Origin of the sequence: Lactobacillus sp. ESL0700 (assembly GCF_029392095.1) — a bacterium.
Classification (GTDB): Bacteria; Bacillota; Bacilli; order Lactobacillales; family Lactobacillaceae; genus Lactobacillus.
Genome location: NZ_CP113930.1, coordinates 1,740,429 through 1,759,856 on the forward strand (window position 1 = coordinate 1,740,429; position 19,428 = coordinate 1,759,856).

Here is a 19,428-nt window from a genome sequence, read left to right on the forward strand (position 1 = left end):
GTGTTACTTAGCTTGATTAGGAGATAATTCCATCACAGTTTCCTTTAAAACAGCAATAACTTGATCAATATCAGATTGTTTTTCAAGTGACTCCATATATGCAATGCCATAAGGAGATATGGCATGATAATCAAACGGAATATAAGCGATTCCTTCAAGCTGATAATCAGCGATAAAGTTAGGCAAAATGCCATATCCCCAACCGGCTTTAACATAAACATCCATCGATAAAAAATCTTGTACAAATTTAATATATTTCATACCTAATGTATTAACGATTGCATTTTGAAACTTAACTTGCACATTCAATGAACTATTAGGATCCAGAAGAAAAATATCCTTTTTCTGCAAGTCATCAAGTGTAATCATTTTTTTGCGTGCAAGAGGTGAATCTTCTGGACACGCAACTACAAAACGGCCTTCAATTAAAGGCTCAAACTCAATATCTTCAACCACCTCAACATCATCTCGTGCAATCATACATATGTCCACGTGGTGATTTAGTAATTCACCAATTGAATTATTCAATACAAAAACGAATTGAACTTTTAAATTGCTAATCACTGATCTTAATTTACGCAAAAAAATTGGTAGCATTTTTTGTTCAAACGGCGTATCACAAACACCAATGCGTAATAGATTACCAGCATCATTCTTCTGACCCTGTAAATAAGCTACAGTATAGTCCATATCATCTAAAACGTTACGCGCAACATGATAAAAATATCTGCCAGCATTAGTTAAAGAAATTCGGTGATGTGCACGGTTAATCAGAGTCACGCCAATAGTATTTTCTAGGTCCTTAATATTCTTAGAAACAGCCGATTGCGAAAAGTTTAATTTTTCAGCAGCTATGGTAAAACTGGAATTATCAACAGCCTTAATAAAGCAGCGTAATTGGGTAAAATTCATTTTCATCATCCATTCAACGTATAGTTTTACTTTATTATACGTTAATTTGTAAGGCTTTTCATGAAAAGATGAATTTTCAATATAAAAGGGAAGGTATTTTCCCTTCCCTTTTAACTCTTTTTGATGGTCAATCATCTCTTACCCTTATTCGCATCAGGTAAAATCAACATAATAATGATTGTCATTGCAGTAACAATGGCTTCAATCATAAAGTTAGCTGCAAAACTGCGACCAGCAATAGCTGAAATAAATACTGGTACAAAGTATGACAATAAAGTTGAAGCCATACCAACTATCCCGCCAGCACTACCAGCATACTTTGGTCCAATCTCTGGAAATGAAATTGGCATTGATTGAACAATTGGACCAGTCATTGCACCTAACAGGCCACCAATAATTAAGTTAATAATTAACGGTGTTCCCATTGGAACATACCAGGTAATAAACATTGAACATGCAGCAATTGCCGTTACCGAACACATAAATATCTTAGCATGCTTCAACTTATTAATAATTGTTGGTCCAACCATTGAACCGAAGAAACTACCAACTGTAGCAACTGCGGCCATCACGCCGGCAGAAGCACTTGACATCCCACGACCCAAAGTAAAGGCTTGGGGTAAAATTCCTGAGTATGCCATTGAGGCAGCCATTCCACAACCACCACACAAGGCTACTAACCAAGTATTCTTACTCTTAATCGCAACCTTAACGTATTTCATTGCCGGCTCTGATGGTGGTACTACCTCACCTTTTGGCGCATCCTTGGCAAACAATGCCCAACAGATTGAAAGAATTAACAAAACTGTTGATGAAAACATGTATGCTGTTTTTACATCAGGAAATAACGGATTAGTAATCTGCGATAACATAATTCCGATACTGGCTGAGGCAAAGAAAACTCCCATCGCAACATTGGTATCTTGCTTAAACCAGATACCAAAAATCTTAATCGTATTCGTACTCAAAATTGACATATATACACCGAACATCAATAACATCAGCATCATAGTCACAAAATTATTAGCAATAATTCTACCGTAAGCTCCAAGTACAGAAACAATACAACCAACCATCACAACTTTTTTAGCACCAAATTTATCTGCTAGTGATCCCGCTGGAATACTCATCACCACAGCAACTAGCATTGGCGCCATCAATAAACTAGAAAATTGCGGCTGCGTTAAATGCAGTGCTGGCATGATTTTAGTAGCCAAGGCAGAAACTTGAAATTGAATATAATTACTAATAATATCCATTGAAGCTGCCAAGGCCAAGATTACCCAGCGATAATTAGATAATTTGGGCATTTGTTTAACTTCCATCTTTATTTCCTTTCAACTAACAATTAATTTTCCGCAGCATTTTGACCAGCCAAACGACCAAAAGTTTGAGCACGACTACATGCAAGTCCAGGAATCCGATCAGGATAGCTGCCCCAGAAAAAGCCACCACTAGCATTTCCTGCTGCATACAAATGAGGAATTGCATCCCCAGACTCATTGATTACTTGCATCTTGGTATTAATCCGCAAGCCATCAAGAGTAGCTAACAAGCGACCGCCCATTAAAATGCCGTAATATGGTGCTTGATCAACTGGGAACAATCTAGATGGTTCCTTACCAAGTGTCGTATCCTGCTTTTGCGCACACATCTTGTTGTAACAACGAACACTAGCAGCCAATTTTTCTGCCGGTAACTGCAGTTTTTCTGCTAATTCTTCAATTGTGTCAGCTTTTTGTGCTGTGCCATCATCCAGTCGTCTTTGAACTTCAGCTTTTGCGCCTTCGGTATTATAAATTCCCGGCCAGCCTAAACGAGAACATCCCAATGTGTGGAATTGCTCAAGATGGTTCAATGTCTCATCATTAAAAATGACTGCTTCAAGGTATCCCGGCTGCTTAGAAGCACTATTAATATCAAGCTCATACGGTAAACTCTCATTACTAAACCGTTCACCCTTTAAGTTAACCTTTAGCAACGGATATGAACCCAGCCAGAAGTATCCAAAGCCGCGATAGTCAATTACATAATGCTCTTTTGCTTTTGTTCCTGGCTTAACGCCACCACGATCAAAAATAGTTTCAGCGGGTTCCTCATCGCGAGCAGCACCAACAGCTAATCCCGCTAAAATACCTGAACCGTCATCTCTTGGACTATCTGAATAAACATTTTTCTTTAAACCTAGCGGGTCCCACTTAGCCATTAATTCTTTATTGGCGCCATATCCACCTGTACATAAAATCACACCCTTAGTTGCGTGATATTCTGTTGTCGCGCCGCTCTCACGATCACTAGCAACAATCCCAGTAACAGTACCATCTTCAGCCGTAATTAGCTTCTCTAATTTGGTATTGTACTTTAGCGTTACTCCTAGTTCCTTAACCTTATCAATCATCCATGTTCCATAATGTGCCCAATCAGTATTATCCTTAGTCGCAATAACATTTTCTGTTGGAAAAGCCGTGTTAACAATCGACTCATAATGTGCATCAGGCTCAGCCATAATATGGCCACCATTAGGCTTTAAAATATTATCTTCAAGCCAATTAACCGTATCAGCACTGTGATTAACCCACGTCCACAAGAGACGTTGATCAACATTAGATTGAGCAAACAACGTTAAGAAATTAATTAGTTTTGCTTTATCAATCTTTATGCCCGCCTTTTTTTGAGCGTTAGAGTCAACTGCAGCAATTGAAGAACGGTAGAGATATTGTGAACTCCCCATCTTATCAATTAACAAAACTTTAGCGCCTTTTTCGGCTGCTGCCATTGCAGCCATACCTCCTGAATTGCTTGCTCCAGCAACAATTACATCGTAAGTATTTTCCATACAAATTCCTGCTTTCCTTTAACAACTTTCAATACACTATTAAATTACCATGTGAATTAGTTATCTTAACAAGCTCATTAGAATTTAAGATAACGAAATGGAATGTCACTTTTAATTATTTTGTGCTGCATATTGACCAGCCAAACGACCAAAAGTCTGAGCACGGCTACATGCAAGTCCTGGAAGTCGATCTGGATAACTACCCCAGAAAAAGCCACCACTAGCATTCCCAGCTGCATATAAATGCGGAATGGCATCACCATCTTCATTGATTACCTGCATTTGGGTATTAATCCGCAAACCATCAAGTGTTGTCAGAAGCCGGCCGCCCATAATAACACCGTAATATGGTGCTTGATCAACTGGGAACAATCTAAAGGTTTCCTTACCAAAATCAGAATCTAAATGCTGATTGCACATTTCATTGTAACGACTTACACTAGCACATAAATTTTCCTTTGGTAGCTGCAGTTTTTCAGCTAATTCTTCGATTGTGTTCGCCTTTTGAACCATGCCATCATCAATCCGGCGTTGAACTTCAGCTTTATTTTGCTCAATCGTATAAAATCCCGGCCAATTTAAACGTGAGCACCCTAAAGTACGAAATTGTGCTAAATTGTCCATGGTTTTTTCATTCCAAATAATTGCTTCAAGATATCCCGGCTGTTTAGCAGCGCTATTAATATTAAATTCGTACGGTTCACTCTCATTACCAAAGCGATCACCATTCAAGTTAACTCTCAATAATGGATAAGAGCCTAGCCAAAAATATCCCGTGCCCTTATAGTCCACAAGATATTGTTCTTCAGCCTTAGTCCCTGGCTTGACTGTACCGCGATCAAAAATCGATTCAGCTGGCTCTTCATCACGAGCGGCACCAACAGCTAGTCCCGCTACAATTCCTGAACCATCATCTCTTGGACTATCAGAATAAACATTACGTTTTAATGCATAAGGATTCCACTTAGCCATTAATTCCTTATTAGCGCCATAGCCGCCTGTACATATAATTACACCCTTAGTTGCATGATATTCCGTTGTCGCGCCACTTTCACGATCACTGGTAATAATTCCAGTAACAGTACCATCTTCAGCTGTTAATAACTTTTCTAACTTAGTATTGTATTTAAGCGTTACCCCTAACTCTTTAATTTTATTAATCATCCATGTCCCATAATGTGCCCAATCAGTATCATCACCATTTGCAATAGTATTTTCAGTCGCAAAAGCCGTATTCATCATAGATTCGTAATGAGCATCAGGTTGTGCACGTACATGGCCGCCATTAGGCTTCAAAACATTGTCTTCAAGCCAATTTAGCGTTTCTGAACTGTGATTTGCCCATGTCCATAATAGTTGTTGGTCTACATTAGCTTGACTAAACAAAGTTAAATAATTAACTACCTCAGCCTTATTTAACTTTATCCCTGCTCGCTTTTGTGCGTTACTTTCAATTGCCGCAAACGCAGATCGAAAAAGATATTGTGAACTTCCCATCTTATCAATTAACAGAACTTTAGCGCCTTGTTCAGCTGCTGCCATCGCAGCCATACCACCAGCATTACTTGCCCCAGCAACAATTACATCGTAAGCATCCATCATCTTAATTCCTTCTTTCTGTAAACTATTTATATTTTTAAATTAACATGTGAATTAGTTATCTTAGCAAGCTCATTAGAATTTAAGATAACGAAATGGAATGTCTCAGTCGGCCGGCTAGTCTTCCGTGCTTTTTTGGCAAAACAAAAAAAGTATATTGTCAGTTCTATTGGAAAACCAACAATATACTCTTGCTATCTATAAATTAATTATTAACAGTTGCCTTTATTGCGTCTTTAAATACCTGAATGATTTTTGAAATATCGACATCCTTAGCTACTGAGCCAATATAAGCCAGTCCATAAGGTGGAATTCCAGCGTAATCTAAAGGCACATAAACTACGTCTTTATTTTCAAAATCAGCGATAAAATTCGGCAATATGCCTAAGCCAAAATTTGCTTTGACATAAATACCCATTGTAAAAAAGTCTTGCACAAATCTGATGTGTTCAAGTCCAATTTGAGCAATCAACGAATTTTGCATTTGAAAACTAAAGGAATTATTAGGATCAAACATAAATAATTTTTGATCTTTTAAATCAGCTAAGGTTATCTTTTCTTGTTCACTCAAAGGCGAGCCAGCTGGGCAAGCAACCACAAAGCCACCAGGAATTAAAGTTTCAAATTTAACATCCCCTACAACATCAATTGAGTCGCGAGAAATAACACAGACATCGACGCGATGATTAAGTAAAACCGACACAGTATTAGTTAAAATATCCACAAGTTGAATTTCCAACTTACTATCTGCTCGATGCAATTTCTGTAAAACCAGCGGCATTAACCTTTGCTCAAGGGGTGTATTGGAAAAACCAATACGGATTAAGTCGCCTACCTTATTTTTCTGGCTTTTTAAATATTCACTGGCATAATCCATATCGTCAACTACATTACGAGCAACTTTATAGAAGTACTTACCAGCATTGGTCAGCGAAATTCGGTGATGGCCACGATTAATCAGTGTTACTTCCAGTTCATTTTCTAAATCCTTAATATTCTTAGATACAGCAGGTTGCGTGAAATTCAAAGCCTCGGCCGCAATTGTAAAGCTTGAATTATCCACAGCTTTTACAAAACAATGTAATTGAGTAAAATTCATTTTTGCATTCCTGTTCATAAACATCTTTTATGTTAATTATATACTAAATGTAAGGCTTTTCAAAAAAGTTGCTAAATTGTTTGTTTTTTTGCTATAATACAGTTGTGAGTAGTTCTGTTGGTGTCAGAACTTCTTAACATGGGTTTCTGCTTAAAAAGCGGTGACTTAGACAATTATTTGACTGATAACCGCCGTCGTCTTGTGAACTAGAGCGGTTATTTGTTTGCTTTTTAAAACCATGCTATAATATGGCTGTAAATAAAAAGAAGTCCCGTTGGTATCAGGACCTCTTAACATGAGTTTCCGCTTAAAAGCGGTGACTTAACGATGATTAAACTAATAACCGCCTTTGTCTTGTGAACTAGTGCGGTTATTTGTTTACTTTAAATTTCTTTAAAGCAGCCATCAAGTTACTAAAAGCATTAACTAAGTTAGTAATTTCAGTAATTAAGCTGACTAATTGCTTAACTACTGTTACCAATACCAAGATAATCACTGCAACAGTTAATCCGAAGGCAATAACAGTATCCACGTGGGTACCCGACTAATCCTTTCTTTAGGATTCTGAACTTAATAGTTGTTACACCATAAGCACCACTTCCTCAGTTTAGAAATTAGTCACCGCATTCTATCTTCATCTCATGTTCAATTAATTATAGCAAAATTAACTGCAAATTTTGCAACATTCAAAACATTTTTAAGATTAATATTATAAGTAGTGTAAATTGCTTGTATCAAAAAAGGTGATGAACTTTTCGTTCATCACCTTTAATTTTTTCTATTACTTAACGTGGTTGGCATCTGGCAAAATCGTGATAAAGATCATCGTTGCAGCTGTCAAAACTGCTTGAATACCAAACGTAACCATGAAATTCTGTCCAGCTATTGCTGAAATAATAACTGTAAAGATATATGAAAGCAATAGTTGAATAGTACCAACTAAACCACCGGCACTACCAGCATATTTAGGACCAATCTCTGGAAATGCAGCAACCATGCCTTGCATCAGTGGGCCATTGGCTGCTCCGAAGAAACCACCAATAACCAAGTTTGCCATCATTATTCCGCCCATTGGCACAAACCAAGTAGCAAAAATTGAAATTGCGGCTACAATTCTTGTTAACAGCATAAATGGCTTAGCTTTATTAAGATTGTTAGTGACAGCTGGAGCAATTAGCGATCCAAGTAAACTTCCGATAGTTGCAACAGATGCTATCGCACCAGCAGAAGCTACTGCTACTCCTCTACCATTAATCAATGCTTGCGGCAAAATTCCAGTAAATGACATAGTTGCAGCTGAGCCAATTCCTCCAGTAATACCAACTAACCAAGTCTTCTTACTTTTGACAACAACACTTAAATATTTAGTAACTGGTTCAGACTTAGGTACAGGTTCACCTTCAGGTGTATCTTTAACGAACAAAATCCACAGAACAGTTAAAACTAGTAAAACTGTTGATGAAAAGATATAAGCTGCATGTACATTAGCAAATAATGAATTAGTCAATTGCGATAATGTAATCCCAATACTTGCCGAGGCAAAGAAAATTCCCATTGCAACATTAGTATCTTGCTTAAACCAAGTACTAAAAATTTTAATCGTATTTGCATTCAGCAGCGCCATATAGACACCAAACATCATTAACATTAGCATCATAGTGATAAAGCTGTGTGCAAATAATCTACCATAAGCACCAATTACCGATACAATACAGCCAATAGTTACGACTCTTTTAGCACCAAACTTGTCGGCCAGCATCCCACTTGGGATACTTAAAAATACGGCAACTAACATCGGTGCCATCAGTAAACTTGAAAATTGTGCTGTTGAAATATGCAATTGCGGCATAATTTGCGTAGCTAAAGCGGAAATCTGAAACTGGGTATAATTGCTTATCATATCCATTAACGCAATGATTCCCAAAATAACCCAGCGATAACTTGATAGAACTGGTAATTTTTTTGCTTCCATAATTTTTATTTCTTCCCTTATTTATAATACTTTGTCATTCGTTACATCTAATCAATAAACACATTGTATTAATTGTCTATAAATTATTAATCATTACTATATTAATTTTAAAATTGAACAAAAAGAGACCTAATCCAATAAATTTCAGAATTAGGTCTCTGCATATTATTGAATTTAGTAGTTATCAAGTAGCGTCCGTTCAATAATTGAACAGATCTGTTTATCCAACTTAGTCACGTTATTTTTGGCAGGATAGATTATTTCAAGGGGTACGGTCTGTTTCTGCTCAAGGGGAATGGTGCAGATCTGACCGGAAATGAAATAATTGTTTCCAATCGATGCCGTCTCCGGCATTACCGTATAACCACGATCGTGGGCAACAGCATTAAAAATAATGTCACGACTTGATAATACATACTGCTGTTTAGGGCCCGCACCATTTTTGTAATCATTTAAAACAAAACAGGTTAGGCCCTCAACGTCTGCTTCAGTAATTTCCTTTTTATGTGCTAAAGGACTATTTACAGAAGCATAAACTTTCAGCGGCACATCCAGTAACTTTTTATGTTGTAAATTCATTTCAGAGATAATTGTATTAAATAAAGTTTCGTCGTTCTTACGTTTACTGCAGAGGGCAATATCAATCTTGCCATCACGCAGTTGTTCCAAAAGTTTCTTAGGTCGCAACTCTTCCGGTGAAATCTCTAATTTCGGGAATTGTTGGTAAATCTCATTGATAATCTTAAGAAAGATTGATCCCGATATCATCGGTACAACTGCCAGATTAATCGACTCAATGTCTTCATTACTAATTGCAAACCGATTGAGTTCTTCCACATTACGCTGGATTTTCTGCACAATGTGGTAAACCTGTTTGCCCTTTGGGGTTAATTCCACGCCCTTACGAGTACGTTCAAAGATTTGGGAACCCATTTCGTTTTCAAAAGACTTGATCGACTCACTTAATGCGGGCTGCGATATATATAATTCACAACTAGCCTTTGAAATTGAATGGCATTCAACCACTTTTAGAAAGTATTGTAACTGGACGAGCTTCATTTTTATCTCCTAATTAAAGTTTATCTACACAGAATGCAGTACCCTTACCATAACCAGTAGCACCTTCAACTGAAACCTTAACATCATCATTGAAGTTAGGATCTGCAGCACCAGGTACTTGGAAGTCAGCAATAGCAGGTGGTGTAATTGCCTTAGGTTCTTCCTTAGTCAATTGTGGTACCCATTCATAAGGAATACGGTAAGCACGGTATACTAAATATTCACCAACATGTGGATAAACATATTCCCAAACAACTTCTTTATCAGGAGTAACTTCTAAGAACCGACCTTCAGTACCCTCATCAATCAAGGTATTACCGTTTGGCAAACGCTGTGCGTCACTAACTAGCGGTGAATAGAAGTGGTGACCGTGGAACGGAACTTTACTATCAAAGTCAGTTGCGGCAAAAGTCCAAACAACTTCTAAAGTAGTTGGGTTAAATTCAATTACTCTTGAAGTATCAATTCGAGTAGTCTTCATTCCCGTCTTAGAAGTTTGATCAGGCAAGCCATATCCGGCCCAACCACCATTGTTAAAGACCATAATGTTACCGGCACCCGGTAATCCTTGTGGAATCATGTGAGAATGGTGCATACCAACAAGTGGTCCCATTAATCTCAAAGCACGAGTAGCAGTGTAATCTGGACCAATTTGCCAAACAATCTTACCGCTTTCATGATCAACAATCCACATAATATTTGCTTCACGAGAATCCATAATAATATTATTAGGATTAAATCGTTCGTCACCTTCATCAAACCAGTGGTTCGGGCCTAAGTAACTAGCACAGTTAACGTGGAAAATGTCGCCTTCACCATGTTCACCACTTTGTTGGGTGTTAGGATCACGGAACATTGCGTTCTTTTGCACATTAGTCAAATGAAATTCACGGAAGTGATCCAAAATATGCCATGACCACAATTTCTTACCAGAACGGTCAATTTCAATCAAGACATCTTCTAGCAATGGTTGTGGTGAAATCTTGCGCTTCTTAACATTGTTATGTGTCAACAGCAAAACTTTGTTAAAGTCATCCTTACTGTCTTGACCTGGTGCATAGTAACCCACTGGGTTACCTTCAATTTGGTAGTCGTGGTGCTGGCGAGCAACCCAGCCCTTGCCAACATCTTCATCGTCAACTTCTTGATTGTGGTTAAAGCTCCAAATTGGCTTACCATCAAAGTCAACTTCAGTTAAATCAGCATAATCTTGGTATGCAGCAAAACGGTCACGGCAACGCAATGAGCCAAAGACTTTACCACCAGGAATCATCTTGTTAGGAAAACCTTGCAGGTCTTTCCACTCGTGAACAACTTTACCAGACATATCAATTAACACTGCACCTTCACCAGCAGCATTGAATAGAGTGTAGCCGCTCCATGTCTTGTCTGGATTATATCTAACAGTTCCTGTTGGATAAACGCTTCTTCCCATATTTTTTCTCCTTTAATTTACTCAGAAAGCATGTCTGCATATTCATCTTCGGAATGATTACCGCTGAGACGACTAACTGCTTCACCATCATCAAATAAAATCACATGAGGCACGCCCTTCAAGCGCATCTTAGCTTGCAAGCCTGGATTTTCCTCAACATCAACGTTGTAAAACGGGATATCTGGGAACTCGTCTTCCAAGTCCTCAATCTTTGGGTGGACCTTCTTACAAACGGGGCAGGTCTTACGTGAAAACAGAATCAAGCATTTTTGCCCATCGTCTTCAACAACTTCGTCAAAAAACTCAGAATTAATTTCTTTCATAATTGACACTCCTTTTAAATCTTATTATTTTTTTCACAATATTATCTTAATACAAAAGCGCTTACTTTAGTATATATGTAAAACCTATATCACATAGGAATCCCCTATATATTAGCGCTTTCAAAAAGTTATATCCTATAGATAGTTACAAAATGTGAATAATATCATTTATTTAAAAGGAGAATTCTTATGGAAGATTGTGATGTATTGATTTTAGGTGCCGGCCCAGCTGGCCTATCTGCTGGTTTATTTAGTGCTCGCTATGGCTTAAAAACCGTAATTTTAGAAAAAGATGAAGTTGGTGGTCGTGCTAACCAAATCACTAAAATTACGACTTACCCCGGAATTTTAGAGTCATCTGGTGAAGACTTAATTGCCAAAATGCGCGCCCATGCCGAAAAGTTTGGTGCCATTATTAAAATGCAAGCACCAAAATCAATTGAAATCCAGGATGGCTACAAGATTGTCCACACTCGTAAAGTTGATTACAAGGCCAAAACATTAATCGTTGCAACAGGTATGACACCACGAGTACTAGGCATCCCCGGCGAAGAAGAATTCACTGGGATGGGTGTTTCCTATTGTGCAACCTGTGACGCCGACTTCTACCAAGACCAAAAGGTTGCAGTTGTTGGCGACAATAATGAAGCCATCAGCGAAGGTCTATTAATTTGTAAATTCGCGAGCGAAGTTGACGTCATCGTTAACAAGCCAGAAGGTCACCTTACCTGCAGCGCCGCTAACAAGGAACGTGCTGACAAGGAACCAAAAATGCACTTTATCTGGAACACGACAGTTGAGGATGTTCACGGCGACATGAACGTTGAAGGCTTGAAGCTTAAGGATATGCAATCTGGTGAAACTCGCGACTTGCCTTGCGATGGCGTGTTCTTCTTCCTTGGTATGATGCCTGCAACCGCAGTTGTTAAAGACATTGTTGACCTTGACGACCAAGGTTACATGCATGCCAAAGAAGACATGAGTGTTGGCGACCAGGGAATTTTCGCTGCAGGTGACACACGTAAGCGATACCTCAGCCAAGTTTTGACTTCTGCTAATGACGGCGCAATTGCCGCCGCTGCAGCACAAAAATACATCGCCACACACTAGAAGCCACTGACTTCGGAGAATAATTATGAAAAACATTTCCCACAACAGCATTGTTTTCAAAATTTCTGTACTATCCATTTCTTTGGCAGTAATGCTGGCACCAACCATTTCTCCGGCACTGCCGTTAATGCACTTTCCTGGCGTTACTAAAGAGCAGATTGATACTTTATCAACTATTCCTAATTTAGCTAAAATTTTGGGTATTCTGTTCTGCCCGTTCCTCATTCGCTGGATTGGTCAAAAGAAAACAATCCTCATTGGTCTGGCTGGAATTGTTGTTTTAGGGATCATTCCCTTCTTCAGTAATTCTTATCAAGTTATCTTAGCAGCCAGAGTCATCGTGGGCCTAGCCTTCGGTATCTTTATGCCACTATGTACTAGCCTAATTGTGCAGCTTTACCGTAATGATAAAAACACAATGGCACACATGATGGGTTACCAGAATACGGTTCAGACATTAGGCAGTGCTCTCGGGTCATTCACAGTTGGTAGCCTTGTTGCTTGGGGCTGGCACCAAGCCTTCTTGGTTTACCTAATTCCAATCCTGCCGATTGTATTGTTTGGGCTCTTTGTCAGTATTGATCGGCCACAAGAAACAACTCAGAAACAAAAAAGCAAGACCAAATTTAAATTCACAGGTGAAATGGCCTTGACTTGCTTCTTTATGTTAGCAACCCTCGTGTTCTACATGCCAATTAACTTTACGATGCCACGGTTAATCATTCAGAAGCAGATTGGTTCTGCTAGTACGGCAGCGCTAGTTGCGGGAATTGTTCAAATTGCTACAATGGCTACTGCATCACTATTTGGTTATATGATGAAGCACGTTGGCAAAATTATTTTTCCAATCGGCTTCTTACTAGTTATGACCGGCTACTTTGCCCTTTCACAAGCAAACAACATTGTTGTTCTAATTTGTGCTTTGCTAATCATGGGCATTGGCAATAGTTTCTGCCTGCCGTTCATTTACAATTGGATGGCTCTTCTAACTAACAGCGACACGGCAACGATGGGACAGTCTATTTTAATGATCGCATTGAATATCGGTACGGTACTGTCACCGAAGATTGTCAACGGCATTAACCAAATGATGGGCAGTAACGATCCGTGCAACGTCATGATTATCTGTGCTTGTGGTGACTTATGCTTAGCGGTAATTGCCGCAATCAATTACGTGCATAGTAGAAGTAAAAAGCATACACATGCATTAGCCTAATAAATTTTCAAAATAAAAAGAACCACCTCAATTACGAGGTGGCTCTTTTAGTTAGGACTTAATTAATCCAATTTTTCCTTGTTAGTGACATTCAACTTGTCATCGAAGGTGTAAACAACTGGTTCACCAGTCTTCATTTCCAAGTTCATAATGTCAGCATCAGAAATGTTTTCGATGTACTTGGTCAAAGCACGCAATGAGTTACCGTGAGCGGCAATGATAACGTTCTTACCAGCCAACAAGTCTGGTGCAATGTGGTCTTCCCAGAAAGGCATTACTCTACCAAGGCAAACCTTCAAGTTTTCAGTCCGTGGAATAATGTGTGGGTCAAGGTCAGCATAACGACGGTCGTGCACTTGACTAAATTCTGAACTGTCCTCAATCTTTGGTGGCAAAACATCATATGAACGACGCCAAATGTGAACTTGCTCATCACCAAACTTTTCAGCAGTTGCCTTCTTGTTCAAGCCTTGCAAACCACCGTAATGACGTTCGTTAAGACGCCAAGACTTGGTTTCTGGAACCCAAAGTTGACCACTTTCTTCCAAAGCATAGTGCAATGTCTTAATAGCACGGGTTAAAACTGAAGTATAAGCTTGGTCAAATTGCAGACCAGCTGCCTTAATCAATTTACCTGCGTTCTTTGCTTCCTCGACACCTTTTTCTGATAGGTCAACATCAACCCAACCAGTAAATTTATTTTCAAGGTTCCATTCACTTTGTCCGTGACGGATCAAAACTAATTTTGACATGAAATATCTCCTTTGCAAATTAAATGTTTCACTTACTATTTTACACATTTCGTTTTTATTTTCATAGGGTTTACCATTAAAAATCATTTTTTAGCTAGCGATTTTACGATACAATAAGGGTAACAAGTATTATCAGAAAAGAGCATGTTCACATACTATGAAATTTAAAAAAATAATCATTGGTCTTAGCCTTGCTGCAGCCTTAATTGTCGGCGGTTGTTCTAAGCAGCAGAAAAAGAGCGGGCCAATCTTAACTAAGACCCAGGTCATTAACGCCTCACAAAAGACATTCAAAAGTGGGCAGGTCAAGCAAACCGTCACCTTGGGCAATGACACTACTAAACAAATTGTAATCACCAATGCGGCCTTTGGCGGCAAGCCAACTGTCTTCCACGTCAATTACCAAACGCAAGCTAAGGGCAAAACCCAAAATTCAGAGCAGTGGGCCGACAATATGAACCACCTCTATCTTAATGGTCAGAGTGCCTGGTACAAAGCAGACCTCGCTAAAATCACGGGCCACTCGTACGCAGATTTAGTCAACGCCGTCTTTAATAATGCCATGTTAATGAGTCCACCAGCTGCCTTAACTAAGGCTTACAAAATGACGCGCAAAGGCAACACTTATAAGCTGACCGCGACAATTAATGACACTAAAATCATGCAAAAAGCCGTTGAGCCAATTTTTACAACCAATACTCAAAGCCCACAGCAGTTAAAGGTCTATCGTAAACTCGAAAAAGCTGGCAAGTTCCAAGATATGACTGTTACATTAGTAGTTAAAAATCGCAGGCTGTACTCTTTCAACTACCTAGTTAACATTAGCTTAGGCAAGGCAATGAAGCTCAGTGCTGGCCAAAGTTATGGCAACATGGGACGACAAGACTTCCTGAAGTTGCCAAGCAATGCGTTAAATGCTAAGCCATTACCGAAAAATAATAAGAAATAATAAAAAGACAACTTTCCTCAACGAAAGTTGTCTTTTTTATTACCATTTATCTTTTTGCTTATCAGTAAGGTCAAAAATTAGCTTTACTTCTATACCTACATTAGTGTATGGATTACAATTCAATAACTGCGGATTATTCTCTAAACTAGCATATTCTTTTGTATTCTCTAAGGCATTACGTACTCGATCAATAAAGTCATTGGTCATATTTGAACCTTTATAATCCTTATAATCGCTGACATTTAAGAACTTTTGCAATTGGTTATACAGGTCATTATGAGTCATTTCTCTTATATGGCTTAACTTTCTAAAATGATTTAGCAGCCAAACTTCAAAAGAAACATTAGAATACATTACTTTTAAATTATTATCTTTTGCTTCTTTCAGTTGCTGCTGTAGTTCCTTAAGAGTAAGATCATCCCTATCAAAGCAAACGTAAATTTCACAATTCTTATACTTACGGCGACATTCTTTGATTTCACTTAGATGCCTAGTTATCAAGCCATTGCCATTACCCAATTTTTTGAATTTAATTTGAACATTGGCACTGCGGTATTTTAACCGCAGCATATTAAAGTAATTTCTTTCTGTTTCTCCTTCACAAAATATCACAATTATTTTCTTTAAATCTAGTTTCTTTGATCGTCTTACCACTTATTTTTCCTCAGATAAATATTAAGACAACGATTTTTCCATCTCATCAGGCTGGACTGTGGGCATAGCACCAAACATGCCAGTCAGATACTTATGATAATAGGAGAAGTCTTTCCTTGAAGTCGTAATATCCTTGAAGTCAAAGAGTGAATAAAGCTTGGTTTCTCCCTGAAAATCCTTATCAGCAAAATAAATTTGATCTCTTCTTAAATTACAGTCAAGCAATGCTAAATCATGTGTTGTTAAAATAAATTGATTTTTATTGACTTTAGAATTAAAGACACTGAGCAATGCCTTGGCAATTTCAAAATGCAACGAATCATCAAATTCATCGAATAACAAAGTTTTATCATTATCATTGACATTAGCATTAATGATCGCTAAAGCAATTCCTAACAGATTTTGAGTACCCTGCGAATCTCTAACCAGTGGAATATACCGCAGTTCATCAAGCAATTGGCCTTCAGCGTCATATTGCTTATAACCAACATACAAAGTCGTGATATTCTTCTCATCAGCCAAAAAATGCTCAGCTTCTTCATGAGAAAGAGTTTTAGTCAAAACTTCAATTACGCGTTTAGGAATTGCTTGCTCTCTAACATCAACATCTTCAATATTAATATCCGCAAACTTAAGAAAATGTAGTAACTTTTGCTTATTTTTTGGATCTTTAAGTAAGTAATACAATTGGGACAGGTTAGTTGTAATATCTACGCCAAATAACAAATCATTCTCAAACCAATTTAAAACAGCTATTGCTCTAGTATCATTAACATTTTGTGCGACATTTAAAAACAAGATATTTGGTCTAGTTAGTTTGGTATATGGCTTTAATGACTCAGATATTTGTGTGAAGTGTGATCTTTCCCTAGAAAAATAAATTTGGCGCGTATTATTTAAGAAATAGTCTAGCTCCTCAGTAACAACTTCGTTTTTTGTATACGACATTGAATATATGTATTCTTGTCCTTGAGTTTTGAAGTGAATTGAAAAAGTAGTCGGCTTTTGCAAGTTATTCTCACTCATCAGAAAAGGATTGTATGGCAGTACTGCTGTTGCGCTTTGAGTGGGATTAATTATCAATGATTTCATTACTCTTAAAGCAGATAAAATATTTGTTTTACCTGAACCATTCGGACCAACCAAAATTGCAGATTTTAAAACAGCTTCATTATCATCTTGAAAAGTGTTCGTATGTTTATACTTACGTAGTCTTAGGCCGGTTTCCATTGAAAATTCCACTTCATTTTTCAAAGACATAAAGTTCTCAGCAGAAAAACTAATCAACATGTCAACTACTCCTTTCATAGTTTAGGAAGATATTTCTTCCTAAACCGCTATTTTAATTAATTTTACACTAGAATATTTGCTTTTAACACAATTTTATTGCATTTTAAGAATAAAACTTTTAATAATCAACTCGTTTTTGCCCAGCAGCTACAATCAATTATTGAAATGGCTGACCACATGATTTAACAAATATCAATTAATTCAGACCACTTTTATTGGCAAAAGTGGTCTTTTTATCGTGATTTTTTATATCAAATTATAAATTAATTATTGTCTATCAGAATTTTAACCTGTATAATGCACTTATACATATAGAATAGCGCTAACATGTAGTGCTATTAAGTAACAAAATAATATGAGGTGAAATTATGAAATTCAAGAAAACTGTCATAACATTATTAGCCGCTATTGGCCTTGGTACTCTTGGCACTACTGCAACACAACCTGTTGCCGCTAGCACAAGCAAGGCTGACGTTATTAAAGTAACTCAGCAAGATTTAGCTAAAGCTACTGATACTAAGGCAGCCATTAAGTTCGGTATTAAAACTGGTAAAAAGCAACTTAAATTCAATGGCACAATGACAATGGGCAACAAGCCAATCGTTGTCCACATGGTTGCCAGCAACAAGCTTTTGCCAACTAATATAGAAGAATGGATTGACAGTGGCACTGGTAAATTTTACATCCTAGACGGTAAGACCTGGGTTAAAGGCGATATGTCTAAGGAAGATTTAGCTTCATTTACTGACACTACTCAAGCAGCTACCACACCTGCCTTTTACAAGAAGCTAGCTAAGAAGGCTAAGTTAACTCATTCCGGTGATGCTTATACTGTTAGTGGCAAGATCACCGATCAAAAATGGCTTTCTAAAATTATGCTTGAGACAGCTAAGTCTACAAAATTGTCCAAGAAAGAACAAAAAGCTATTAAGAAACAATTGAAAAAGACGAAGTTCAAGAACGTTAGTGTCAAGATGACAACAACTAACGATAAATTAACTGATTACAAGCTATCTGCTAAAGTTGGCTTGAGCAAGAAAATTTCCTTTACTTTCAGCATGGACATGTCAGAATTTGGTCAACACAGTGATTTAGCTGTTCCAAGTGACATTGTTAGCTCTGCTACCGAAGCTCCTAAAGATTAAATATTAAAAAGATGTCTTAAACGACATCTTTTTTTATTGCCCAAATTGAATTATGTTAACATAAAGGTAATTAAAAACGTATTTTAGATGGAGGCATATCTATGAAATTAGGAATTGTCGGCAGCGGCAAAATTGTCCACGACTTTTTAACAACAGCAAATAAAATTGCCAACTTAGAACTGGCTGCAATTTCAACAACTCAGCGCAGTCAGCGGGTTGCACGCGATCTAGCTAAACAATATGGCATCAAAGAAGTCTTTGCCGATAATGACCAACTTTATCATGATGCTAACGTCGACACGGTTTACGTGGCTGTCCCTAACTCCTTGCATTACGAGGTAGTTAAAAAGGCACTTGAAGCTGGTAAAAACGTGATTTGTGAAAAGCCGTACATGGCAACAACTGCTCAGGCTCAGGAACTCAAACAAATTGCGGACGCCCACCATGTAATTATCGTTGAGGCGATTACCAACATTCATCTGCCCAACTACAAGGCAATCAAGCGTGCTTTGCCTAAGATTGGGCCAGTTCATATTGTTGCGCTCAATTACACCCAGTATTCAAGTCGTTATGATAACTTCCTAAAGGGTATCATTGAACCCGTCTTCGATCCCGCAAAGGATGGTGGCACATTGAAGGACCTGAACATTTATAACATTCACCTCGCCGTTGGCTTATTTGGCAAACCCGACCACGTTCAATATTACCCAGTAATGCAGAAAAACATTGACACTTCCGGCATTTTGAACCTGACATACGCTGACAAACAGGCAACTTTGGTTGCAGCTAAGGACTGTTATACGACACCGCGGTCATTTATCGAAGGTGAAAAGGGTTCAATCTACTTCGATGGTTCAACTGGAGTGATTGACAGCTTCACCATTGAATTACGCACCGGTGAAACGAAAAAAGTTAATTTAAACGAATTCGATCACAGAATGGCCAGTGAATTCACCGATTTTGTCAATATTATTGACAATCACGACGTAGATACTGCCAACGAATTATACGCTCACAGTATGACTGTTATGGATGTGCTGGCTGCCGCCGTTAAGTCAGTTTAATAATCAAATAAAG

18 protein-coding genes are annotated in these 19,428 nt (G+C 38.0%); 5 read left to right on the plus strand and 13 right to left on the minus strand.

The window, feature by feature from the left end; translation table 11 throughout:
- Positions 1-3: 3 nt before the first annotated feature.
- The 10 genes from OZX63_RS08335 to OZX63_RS08380 form a co-directional block, all read right to left on the minus strand.
- The gene (locus OZX63_RS08335) at positions 4-912 is read right to left on the minus strand and encodes a LysR family transcriptional regulator (protein WP_277143121.1); all 909 of its coding nucleotides are present in this window, start codon (positions 910-912) and stop codon (positions 4-6) included.
- 131 nt (positions 913-1,043) lie between these two features.
- The gene (locus tag OZX63_RS08340) at positions 1,044-2,237 is read right to left on the minus strand and encodes an MFS transporter (RefSeq protein ID WP_277143123.1); all 1,194 of its coding nucleotides are present in this window, start codon (positions 2,235-2,237) and stop codon (positions 1,044-1,046) included.
- A gap of 23 nt (positions 2,238-2,260) precedes the next feature.
- Positions 2,261-3,748, minus strand: a complete 1,488-nt coding sequence (locus tag OZX63_RS08345; RefSeq protein ID WP_277143125.1) for an FAD-binding protein — start codon at positions 3,746-3,748, stop codon at positions 2,261-2,263.
- Positions 3,749-3,859: 111 nt separating this feature from the next.
- Positions 3,860-5,350: an FAD-dependent oxidoreductase gene (locus OZX63_RS08350; RefSeq protein WP_277143127.1), complete on the minus strand. Its 1,491-nt coding sequence runs from the start codon at positions 5,348-5,350 to the stop codon at positions 3,860-3,862.
- A 202-nt stretch (positions 5,351-5,552) separates the two neighbouring features.
- Positions 5,553-6,446 (minus strand): LysR family transcriptional regulator, encoded by an 894-nt coding sequence (locus OZX63_RS08355; protein WP_277143128.1) that lies wholly within the window; start codon positions 6,444-6,446, stop codon positions 5,553-5,555.
- Positions 6,447-6,816: 370 nt separating this feature from the next.
- Entirely contained in the window at positions 6,817-6,978 is a 162-nt protein-coding gene (locus tag OZX63_RS08360) for a hypothetical protein (RefSeq protein ID WP_277143130.1), read from the minus strand.
- Positions 6,979-7,227: 249 nt separating this feature from the next.
- Positions 7,228-8,418, minus strand: coding sequence for an MFS transporter (locus OZX63_RS08365; protein WP_277143132.1), 1,191 nt, complete (start codon positions 8,416-8,418; stop codon positions 7,228-7,230).
- A gap of 174 nt (positions 8,419-8,592) precedes the next feature.
- A complete protein-coding gene (locus tag OZX63_RS08370) occupies positions 8,593-9,477 on the minus strand; it encodes a LysR family transcriptional regulator (RefSeq protein ID WP_277143134.1) in 885 nt (294 codons plus the stop codon).
- A 13-nt stretch (positions 9,478-9,490) separates the two neighbouring features.
- On the minus strand, positions 9,491-10,912 hold the full coding sequence (locus OZX63_RS08375; protein ID WP_277143136.1) for an aryl-sulfate sulfotransferase: 1,422 nt from the start codon (positions 10,910-10,912) through the stop codon (positions 9,491-9,493).
- Positions 10,913-10,929: 17 nt separating this feature from the next.
- Positions 10,930-11,235: a thioredoxin family protein gene (locus OZX63_RS08380; protein ID WP_277132125.1), complete on the minus strand. Its 306-nt coding sequence runs from the start codon at positions 11,233-11,235 to the stop codon at positions 10,930-10,932.
- Positions 11,236-11,424: 189 nt separating this feature from the next.
- Between OZX63_RS08380 and OZX63_RS08385 the strand changes: the two genes are divergently transcribed.
- Entirely contained in the window at positions 11,425-12,345 is a 921-nt protein-coding gene (locus OZX63_RS08385; protein ID WP_277143137.1) for an FAD-dependent oxidoreductase, read from the plus strand.
- Between the two features lie 25 nt (positions 12,346-12,370).
- Positions 12,371-13,561 carry an MFS transporter gene (locus tag OZX63_RS08390; protein ID WP_277143139.1) on the plus strand — a complete coding sequence of 397 codons (1,191 nt, stop codon included), beginning with the start codon at positions 12,371-12,373 and terminating at the stop codon, positions 13,559-13,561.
- Between the two features lie 62 nt (positions 13,562-13,623).
- Here the strand turns inward: OZX63_RS08390 and OZX63_RS08395 are convergent, their stop codons facing one another.
- Positions 13,624-14,313: a 2,3-diphosphoglycerate-dependent phosphoglycerate mutase gene (locus OZX63_RS08395; RefSeq protein ID WP_277143141.1), complete on the minus strand. Its 690-nt coding sequence runs from the start codon at positions 14,311-14,313 to the stop codon at positions 13,624-13,626.
- Between the two features lie 157 nt (positions 14,314-14,470).
- Between OZX63_RS08395 and OZX63_RS08400 the strand changes: the two genes are divergently transcribed.
- Positions 14,471-15,262, plus strand: a complete 792-nt coding sequence (locus OZX63_RS08400; protein WP_277143143.1) for a hypothetical protein — start codon at positions 14,471-14,473, stop codon at positions 15,260-15,262.
- 39 nt (positions 15,263-15,301) lie between these two features.
- Here OZX63_RS08400 and OZX63_RS08405 read toward each other — a convergent pair whose 3' ends face one another.
- Together OZX63_RS08405 and OZX63_RS08410 are read right to left on the minus strand one after the other, a co-directional pair.
- Positions 15,302-15,916, minus strand: a complete 615-nt coding sequence (locus tag OZX63_RS08405; RefSeq protein ID WP_277143145.1) for an RloB family protein — start codon at positions 15,914-15,916, stop codon at positions 15,302-15,304.
- 21 nt (positions 15,917-15,937) lie between these two features.
- On the minus strand, positions 15,938-17,224 hold the full coding sequence (locus OZX63_RS08410) for an ATP-binding protein (protein WP_277163667.1): 1,287 nt from the start codon (positions 17,222-17,224) through the stop codon (positions 15,938-15,940).
- 350 nt (positions 17,225-17,574) lie between these two features.
- Between OZX63_RS08410 and OZX63_RS08415 the strand changes: the two genes are divergently transcribed.
- Both OZX63_RS08415 and OZX63_RS08420 read left to right on the plus strand, forming a co-directional pair.
- Positions 17,575-18,351, plus strand: coding sequence for a DUF6612 family protein (locus OZX63_RS08415; RefSeq protein WP_277143150.1), 777 nt, complete (start codon positions 17,575-17,577; stop codon positions 18,349-18,351).
- A 101-nt stretch (positions 18,352-18,452) separates the two neighbouring features.
- On the plus strand, positions 18,453-19,415 hold the full coding sequence (locus OZX63_RS08420; RefSeq protein WP_277143152.1) for a Gfo/Idh/MocA family oxidoreductase: 963 nt from the start codon (positions 18,453-18,455) through the stop codon (positions 19,413-19,415).
- Positions 19,416-19,428: the final 13 nt, after the last annotated feature.

What these genes read in the sequence shown, in the direction of transcription:
- OZX63_RS08335 (WP_277143121.1), bottom strand. Translation starts at nt 912, where the DNA reads ATGAATTTTACCCAATTACGCTGCTTTATTAAGGCTGTTGATAATTCC.
- OZX63_RS08340 (WP_277143123.1), bottom strand. Translation starts at nt 2,237, where the DNA reads ATGGAAGTTAAACAAATGCCCAAATTATCTAATTATCGCTGGGTAATC.
- OZX63_RS08345 (WP_277143125.1), bottom strand. Translation starts at nt 3,748, where the DNA reads ATGGAAAATACTTACGATGTAATTGTTGCTGGAGCAAGCAATTCAGGA.
- OZX63_RS08350 (WP_277143127.1), bottom strand. Translation starts at nt 5,350, where the DNA reads ATGATGGATGCTTACGATGTAATTGTTGCTGGGGCAAGTAATGCTGGT.
- OZX63_RS08355 (WP_277143128.1), bottom strand. Translation starts at nt 6,446, where the DNA reads ATGAATTTTACTCAATTACATTGTTTTGTAAAAGCTGTGGATAATTCA.
- OZX63_RS08365 (WP_277143132.1), bottom strand. Translation starts at nt 8,418, where the DNA reads ATGGAAGCAAAAAAATTACCAGTTCTATCAAGTTATCGCTGGGTTATT.
- OZX63_RS08370 (WP_277143134.1), bottom strand. Translation starts at nt 9,477, where the DNA reads ATGAAGCTCGTCCAGTTACAATACTTTCTAAAAGTGGTTGAATGCCAT.
- OZX63_RS08375 (WP_277143136.1), bottom strand. Translation starts at nt 10,912, where the DNA reads ATGGGAAGAAGCGTTTATCCAACAGGAACTGTTAGATATAATCCAGAC.
- OZX63_RS08380 (WP_277132125.1), bottom strand. Translation starts at nt 11,235, where the DNA reads ATGAAAGAAATTAATTCTGAGTTTTTTGACGAAGTTGTTGAAGACGAT.
- OZX63_RS08385 (WP_277143137.1), top strand. Translation starts at nt 11,425, where the DNA reads ATGGAAGATTGTGATGTATTGATTTTAGGTGCCGGCCCAGCTGGCCTA.
- OZX63_RS08390 (WP_277143139.1), top strand. Translation starts at nt 12,371, where the DNA reads ATGAAAAACATTTCCCACAACAGCATTGTTTTCAAAATTTCTGTACTA.
- OZX63_RS08395 (WP_277143141.1), bottom strand. Translation starts at nt 14,313, where the DNA reads ATGTCAAAATTAGTTTTGATCCGTCACGGACAAAGTGAATGGAACCTT.
- OZX63_RS08400 (WP_277143143.1), top strand. Translation starts at nt 14,471, where the DNA reads ATGAAATTTAAAAAAATAATCATTGGTCTTAGCCTTGCTGCAGCCTTA.
- OZX63_RS08410 (WP_277163667.1), bottom strand. Translation starts at nt 17,224, where the DNA reads ATGAAAGGAGTAGTTGACATGTTGATTAGTTTTTCTGCTGAGAACTTT.
- OZX63_RS08415 (WP_277143150.1), top strand. Translation starts at nt 17,575, where the DNA reads ATGAAATTCAAGAAAACTGTCATAACATTATTAGCCGCTATTGGCCTT.
- OZX63_RS08420 (WP_277143152.1), top strand. Translation starts at nt 18,453, where the DNA reads ATGAAATTAGGAATTGTCGGCAGCGGCAAAATTGTCCACGACTTTTTA.